Source organism: Catenibacterium sp. CAG:290 (assembly GCF_000437715.1).
In the GTDB taxonomy this organism is placed as follows: domain Bacteria; phylum Bacillota_I; class Bacilli_A; order Erysipelotrichales; family Coprobacillaceae; genus Catenibacterium; species Catenibacterium mitsuoka_A.
On the sequence record NZ_FR898843.1, the window covers coordinates 1 to 7,027 of the forward strand.

Here is a 7,027-nt window from a genome sequence, read left to right on the forward strand (position 1 = left end):
TATGTCTTGACAACGGTCATTTCATAACAGTTTTTTTAAATGAATCAATATGGGAAAATTTGATTAAAAAGCAATATGAAAGCAGTTGGTGTAAGTTACAAGACTAAGTTTGTAAATGAGTTCAGATAAGCATGTGAGAAGCTATGGAAGCCGTTATTGAAAAAGCAAATAAGGACCAGAGCATATAATCTTTGGTCCTTATTTTTTTATGGTGTTTGCTAAAAAATTGATCTCTTATAATATGAGGAATCTATCTTTGCTGCCTATCTGTTATCTTTCTCAATCAAAAAAAGTGGCTATTTAAGCCACTTTTATAGGTTCTATTTAGTTCTCGTAAGATACTGTTACGTTAGTTAAAGCATCCTTTAATACCTTTGTATTAGGATCACCCTTCGCATTTTGATCAACATCTGAGTAAGTAATAATTTTTACTTTGCCATCTTTAACATCTTTGAATACTTTTTCGTAATCTTTCTTTGTGAATTTCTTTAATCTTGAGAAATCAGTTGAAAGACCAATGTAGTCGCCTTCTGCACCTAATACATGAGCGCCACCTTCAAACTTGTTATTGAAAGCATTTGTAATTTCATCTAATACAGTCTGTTTAACACCCTTCATAGCTGAAGTAATAACTGTTTTAGAATCATCTTTCTGGTCACTATCTACACCGATAGACTTTTTGTTTGTATCTTCTGCAGCAGCGAAGGTAGAGTTACAAATCTGTCCACCACAAGCAAAGATTACATCAGTACCACCATTGTACCATCCAGTAGCTTTAGTCTTAATTTCTGGTGATTCATTGAATGTACCTGTGTAAGTATATTTTGCAGAAACTTTAATATTTAATTCTTTTGCAGCGTCGTTAGCACCCTGTAAATAACCATAACCATAGTTAATTACTGCAGGAAGTGCCATACCACCCATGAAGCCAATCTTTGTGTAGCCTTCTTTTACAGCAGCATAACCAGCTAAATAACCTGGCTGCTGTTCTTTATAAGTTGCGCAGTAAACATTATCTGCAACATCTACAGCGTTATCTTTTTCATCAGTAGGTGTGAAGTCGATCGCAACGAACTTAACATCCTTGTATTTTTCTTGATTCTGGATTGTACCTAATGCAGCAGCAAATTTGAAACCTGGTAAAACAACGACTTTTGCACCATTGTCAACAGCGTTCTTGATCTGATCCTTATAACCAGCAGTATCGAATGAAGCAGGTTTATAATACTTATAACCCTTATCATTTTTAGTTCCATACTCTTTTACTGCTTCCCATGCTGACTGGTTGAACGACTTATCGTTAATTCCTCCTGAGTCAGTAATCAAAGCGATTTCTGGTTTTTTTGTGTCCTTTTTAGAACTAGAACCGCAGCCAACGAGTACCATTGAAAGTACTACAGCAGATGCCATAAGCTTTTTCATATTATTCAATTCCTCCTTTTGATATACATTAATCTTAACACTTTATTGCTACTTTATAAAGTGTTAACGCTTAATTAATCAAAAAAAGAAGATATCTTAAATATCTTCTTCGCTATAACCTCGAATGTAAACTTCCCTTGGTTTAGAACCTATCTGTGGGCCAATAACACCATTTTGTTCTAATTGATCCATGATACGGGCGGCTTTATTGTAGCCAATTCTGAATCTTCTTTGTAATAAAGAAGTACTTGCACGTTGCTCTTTAATGACAAATTCACGGCATTCTTCATATTCTTCTTCTGTATCATCTAAAGAATCATTGACTGAAGAACCACCATTGGACACTTCTTTCGCATTGACATAATTATCATCATAGTTTGCATCCATCTGTTTAGAAACAAACTCTACAACACGACTTACTTCTTCATCTGCCACAAATGCACCCTGTACACGTACTGGTGAACTAGAACCCATTGGACTAAAGAGCATATCCCCTTTTCCGAGTAGTTTTTCAGCCCCTGTTGCATCTAATATTGTACGTGAGTCAACACTTGAAGACACTGCAAAGGCAATTCGTGATGGAATATTAGCTTTGATAACACCTGTAATAATATCAGTAGATGGTCGTTGTGTTGCGACAATAAGATGAATACCTGCAGCACGAGCCATCTGTGAAATACGCATAATACAATCTTCTACTGTTTTAGAAGCGACCATCATTAAATCAGCAACTTCATCTAAGATCACAACATGATAAGGCATGATTTCTTTTTTATCTTCATCATTAGCCTTTTCATTGAACGTTCTTGCATAAACATTATAAGATTCCATATTACGCTGCCCATTCTCTGCAAAAACTTCATAACGTCTTTCCATTTCTGCAACAACCTGCTGTAATACACCTGCTGCTTTTTTAGGATCAGTGACAACAGGAGATAATAAATGAGGTACGCCATTATAATTAGATAATTCCACCTTCTTGGGGTCAACAAGAATGAGTCTTACCTCATCTGGTGTTGCTTTCATAAGAATAGAAGTAATAATAGAGTTCACACAGACTGATTTACCTGAACCAGTCGCCCCTGCAATAAGTAAATGAGGCATTTTATTGAGTTCTGCGACAATCAGATTACCAGATACATCTTTACCTAGTGGAACAGCTAACTTGTTATCCCATGTATGATCACGCATAGAAAGCTGATAAACTTCATTAAATGGGACCATAGCGGCTGTTTTATTAGGCACTTCAATACCTACATAAGGTTTACCTGGAATAGGTGCTTCAATTCTAATTTCTTTGGCAGCCAATGCAAGCTGAATATCATCCTGCAACTGCAAGATACGATTAACTCGTGTACCTGCTTCTAGCTTAATTTCAAATTTAGTAACTGTAGGTCCAATATAGAGATGTACTACATTCGCATTGACACCAAATTCTTCAAACATGTTTTCAAGAATCTTTCCTGTACTTTTAGCATGTTTGGCTTCTTCTGATAAGTTACCTGTATTACGAATAGGATTTAATAAATCAAATGAAGGAAGCTGATAAACACCATCCTTGTATTCCATCTTTTTAGGTTTCTTCTTTTCAATATCTAAACGCATACTCTTTTGATTAAAAGTAAGATCTATATCAGGTTCCTTTAAAGGTTCTTTCTCTTCAAATACTTTATCAGGGAAGAATCCCTTTTCTTTTTGCTTAGGTGCAAAGAAATCTTTTACTTTAGATGTTTCTTTCTTGTTTTCAAATACTTCTACTGCATCCTGTGCTTCTTTTTCATTCTGTTTGATTTTATATTGATGAATATACTTACTAGAGAATAATGCAAGACCAGCTAGTAGTAAAATAATACCAAAAATAAGAGTTCCAATAGGAGAAAATAAAGCACTTAGTGGCGCATATAATAATGAACCTATTAAACCACCACTTGTAACACCATCATGTTTTATATAGTTATTCATACTACCTGTAGAATGCATATTACCTGCATACGTACAAATAAGTAAGATACCAATAATCATCATAACAAGCCCTATAGCTTGTGGTCCTTTCCATTGAGGTGCTTCTCCCTTTATTACAAAATAAGCAGATACAATAGAGAGTATAATAAGAATTGGATAAATCATCATACTACCAAAAATATAAACCATGAGTGTATGGAAGAATCCACCTACTATTCCTAATTGACATATACTAATAAAGAATATAAACAATAAGAATAAGGCGATTAGTCTTACTTTGATCTTGTTAGATTTAGGTTCTTCTTGTTTTTTTGGCTGTTTGGATACAGGTGCTTTTTTAGGTTTCTTTGTTTTCTTTTCAGCCATGTTTTCACTTCCTTTCACAGTTTTAAAAAGCAGGAATAAATCCTGCTTATATTTCTACTACAACACCAATGAATACAGGTTTCTTACCTGTTTCTTTCATAATATAACGCATAGATAATTCTTTCATCTCATTACGTATATCTTGAACATCCATTTGAGGATCATCCTTTAATTTAGAAACAACACCCTCACAGATATTAATAATTTCTTTAATGACATAACCAGAATCTTTTAAATAAACAAATCCACGTGTCTGGCAGTCTGTCTGGGCAATGATTTCTTTAGTACGTGAATCAATAGTGACACCTACTACTACAATTCCATCATTAGATAACTGGATACGGTCATCAATAACCTTTTCTCCAACATCACCTACACCAATACCATCAATCATGACATCTTCGATTTCAATGACTTCACGATTTTCATCTAACTGTCCATTTTCAAAAGTACACTTTTCACCATTATCTAGAATTACGATATGATCATTATCAATGCCCATTTCATTGGCAATATGTGCATTAGCTACAAAACGACGATATTCACCTTTGATTGGAACATAGTACTTAGGATTAAATAACTGAATAAATACTTTGATATCTTCGATAGAAGCATGCATTGATGGTAATTCTTTATTTTTAAGAATATGAACATCAGCAGGAGTTCTAAATAAATCATTCTGTGCTTTATTCGCAATTTTTTCAGTACCTGGAAGTACTGGAGAAGCAACAATAAATGTATCCCCTTCTCTGATTTTTAATAGTTCATCTCCACCATCTAAAATATCACAAATATCATTATAGATTGTATTAGGTGCACCACTTAAAAGAATAACATAGTTAGAATCCTTTGCTGGAATACCTACATTTTCTTTCTTACCTAGATATTTACTTGGAACAGTAATAACAGGTTCACGTGTTGTCTTTTCTAAACGAATAATACTATTTGTCTGATCATACTTATCACGACCATAGAAGACAATCTGACGATGATATTTCTTAGTAAGTTCTACGATTTCTTTTGTTCTAAAGACGTTCTGGGCATAAGAAGAAATAATAATTCTACCAGATGCATCTTCAAACATAGATTCAATCTTATTTGTAAGCTTATGATTTGGAGAAGTATAACCAGGATTACTTGCACCAGATGATTCAACCATTAAGGCAAGAACACCCTTCTTTCCAATCTCCATCATCTTCTGGATATTACATCTAAATCCTTCAGGAGAACCAAAGTCAATAATGAATTCTCCACCATATACAACATATCCATCAGGTGTCCAGATAGCTACACCAACACTTCCAGGAATAGAATGTGTTTCAGGGAAGAATTCTACTGGAATACCAGCAATCTTAATAGATTCATCACGTTTTACACGAATGAGTTCCATATGAAGATTCTTTTTCTGATGTCTTTGATAATGATCAATCATCATTTCAATGAGGTCTGCAGTTAAATTAGGCGCATATACAGGAACACCCTGAATAGCATTTAATAAATAAGGTAATGCTGCCATAACATCATTATGTCCATGGGTGATTATGATGGCGACAATATCCTTCTTTCTTTCAATTAAATAATCAAAACTTGGAATGATGATATCAACACCAAGCTTATCTAAATCCGGAAAACGGTAACCTGCATCAATGATGAAAATCTTTCCGTTTACTTCTATACTGTACATACTCTTGCCTACTTCGGCTTGTCCACCTAGAGGCATGATTTTAACATTATTGTGTTTCATAATACTCCTTTCAATATGTTCAACCTATCACATTTAATATATTTTAGCATATCTTTCTATTCTTCTCAAATAGAAGCAGTTATAATGAAGCAGGAGGTTTTTATGGTACATATCATTTTTCTTATAATACTGGCATATTTTGCATCCAGACTCAGTTTGATACGTAATAATTTATCTGGAGTTATGAGCATGCCACAATATCATTATCCAATGCAGTGCTTCTTTTTTGTGTTTTTAATCTATTACTGGTATCAGTTATACCAAATCACAAAACGTAAAGCACTTGTCCATATATCGGGTCTATGTCTTCTTATAAGTCTTTTTATGCCTTTTAAAAGATCAAGTCATGACTTCTTTTCAGAATGTCATACTTATATAGGTTTTATTGGAATTATATTCATAGTCATTACTCTTGTAATGTTTCTCTATGATTTACATCAAACTCATACTTACTTAGCCTATAAGCTCCTGCAGCTATTGATATCATTATGTCTTATGTTAACGACTGTATTATACTTTCTTGCAGATATTACAGGCTTGTTTGAATGGCTATGCTTTCTATCCTTTATCATCTTCCTAGAAACTTATAAACATTCTATCTCGCATTATCTTTAAGATAAGCAGTACTTGGATGCTTTTCATCATAATAGACAGTGACTTCCTGTCCTACTCTTAAAGTACCTAACACAGGTACTTTTCTTTTAGATTTAAATAATAGTAATTGTCTTGCTGGCTTTAATACAGCTTCTTCTTTAAATGAATAAACATGATGATCAACCATATACTTTACAGTTAATGTAATCACCTGACCAGTATTCACTATATTAATAATTGAACCTGTTGTTTCTGTCATATAAATCACCCTGCTTTCGTTGGTATTATAGCACGATTTGACTCATTCTTATTACTATAAGATACATTTTTTAATAAGGGATTTTCAGTTACTTCAAACATCTTCTTAATAATATCCTCCTGGATATTACATTCATCAATCATTTCTGTATTCTTAATAAGTATTGCAGCGCTCTTAGTAGGAATAGTTACAAGCTGGGCAAGTTCTTTCTGAGTCACTCTACGCTTGCTTGTAAGACATAGATAAAGTCCTAAGACAAGAGAATTAGGATTATCAAGACATTCTGAAAAGACAGTATGTGCCAGTAAATCTTCTTTATGTCCACAATGAGCACAGATGAAACATCTGTTATCTTCATCATAAATATAATGTGAACTACCACATTCTTCACAAACAAAGCCTTGAGGCCATTTAATATTATAGAAGAAACGGATTCCTGCAAGAGAATCATTCATATAGATATTCATTAAACGATATAAAGAGTAATTATTTTTATTCATATTTATCACCAAAACCTTTCTACATCTATGATTATAAAGGATTTAGAAATAAAATGTGTTGAAGTAATTGCTCATAATGCCTATTTATAGGTGTTTTAAATATTTTTTAACTATAAAAAAACCTCGGAATAACCGAGGTGATTTACAGATGGCGTCCACGAGGGGATTCGAACCCATGAC

5 protein-coding genes and 1 tRNA gene (1 of these 6 cut by a window edge) are annotated in these 7,027 nt (G+C 33.6%); all 6 read right to left on the reverse strand.

What is annotated here, in order from left to right:
* Positions 1-324: 324 nt before the first annotated feature.
* Positions 325-1,422 carry a BMP family lipoprotein gene (locus QVO42_RS07745; protein WP_022425553.1) on the reverse strand — a complete coding sequence of 366 codons (1,098 nt, stop codon included), beginning with the start codon at positions 1,420-1,422 and terminating at the stop codon, positions 325-327.
* A 96-nt stretch (positions 1,423-1,518) separates the two neighbouring features.
* Complete coding sequence (locus QVO42_RS07750; RefSeq protein ID WP_022425554.1) at positions 1,519-3,750, reverse strand: FtsK/SpoIIIE family DNA translocase; 2,232 nt, start codon at positions 3,748-3,750, stop codon at positions 1,519-1,521.
* 46 nt (positions 3,751-3,796) lie between these two features.
* On the reverse strand, positions 3,797-5,494 hold the full coding sequence (locus QVO42_RS07755; RefSeq protein ID WP_022425555.1) for a ribonuclease J: 1,698 nt from the start codon (positions 5,492-5,494) through the stop codon (positions 3,797-3,799).
* Positions 5,495-6,089: 595 nt separating this feature from the next.
* Positions 6,090-6,347: a DUF3592 domain-containing protein gene (locus tag QVO42_RS07760; protein WP_022425557.1), complete on the reverse strand. Its 258-nt coding sequence runs from the start codon at positions 6,345-6,347 to the stop codon at positions 6,090-6,092.
* A 5-nt stretch (positions 6,348-6,352) separates the two neighbouring features.
* Positions 6,353-6,847 (reverse strand): transposase, encoded by a 495-nt coding sequence (locus tag QVO42_RS07765; RefSeq protein ID WP_022425558.1) that lies wholly within the window; start codon positions 6,845-6,847, stop codon positions 6,353-6,355.
* Between the two features lie 149 nt (positions 6,848-6,996).
* Positions 6,997-7,027 (reverse strand) — tRNA-OTHER (locus QVO42_RS07770); it runs 96 nt beyond the window's last position.

Coding starts and splice junctions, on each gene's coding strand:
- QVO42_RS07745 (WP_022425553.1), bottom strand. CDS start 1,422: ATGAAAAAGCTTATGGCATCTGCTGTAGTACTTTCAATGGTACTCGTT.
- QVO42_RS07750 (WP_022425554.1), bottom strand. CDS start 3,750: ATGGCTGAAAAGAAAACAAAGAAACCTAAAAAAGCACCTGTATCCAAA.
- QVO42_RS07755 (WP_022425555.1), bottom strand. CDS start 5,494: ATGAAACACAATAATGTTAAAATCATGCCTCTAGGTGGACAAGCCGAA.
- QVO42_RS07760 (WP_022425557.1), bottom strand. CDS start 6,347: ATGACAGAAACAACAGGTTCAATTATTAATATAGTGAATACTGGTCAG.
- QVO42_RS07765 (WP_022425558.1), bottom strand. CDS start 6,847: ATGAATAAAAATAATTACTCTTTATATCGTTTAATGAATATCTATATG.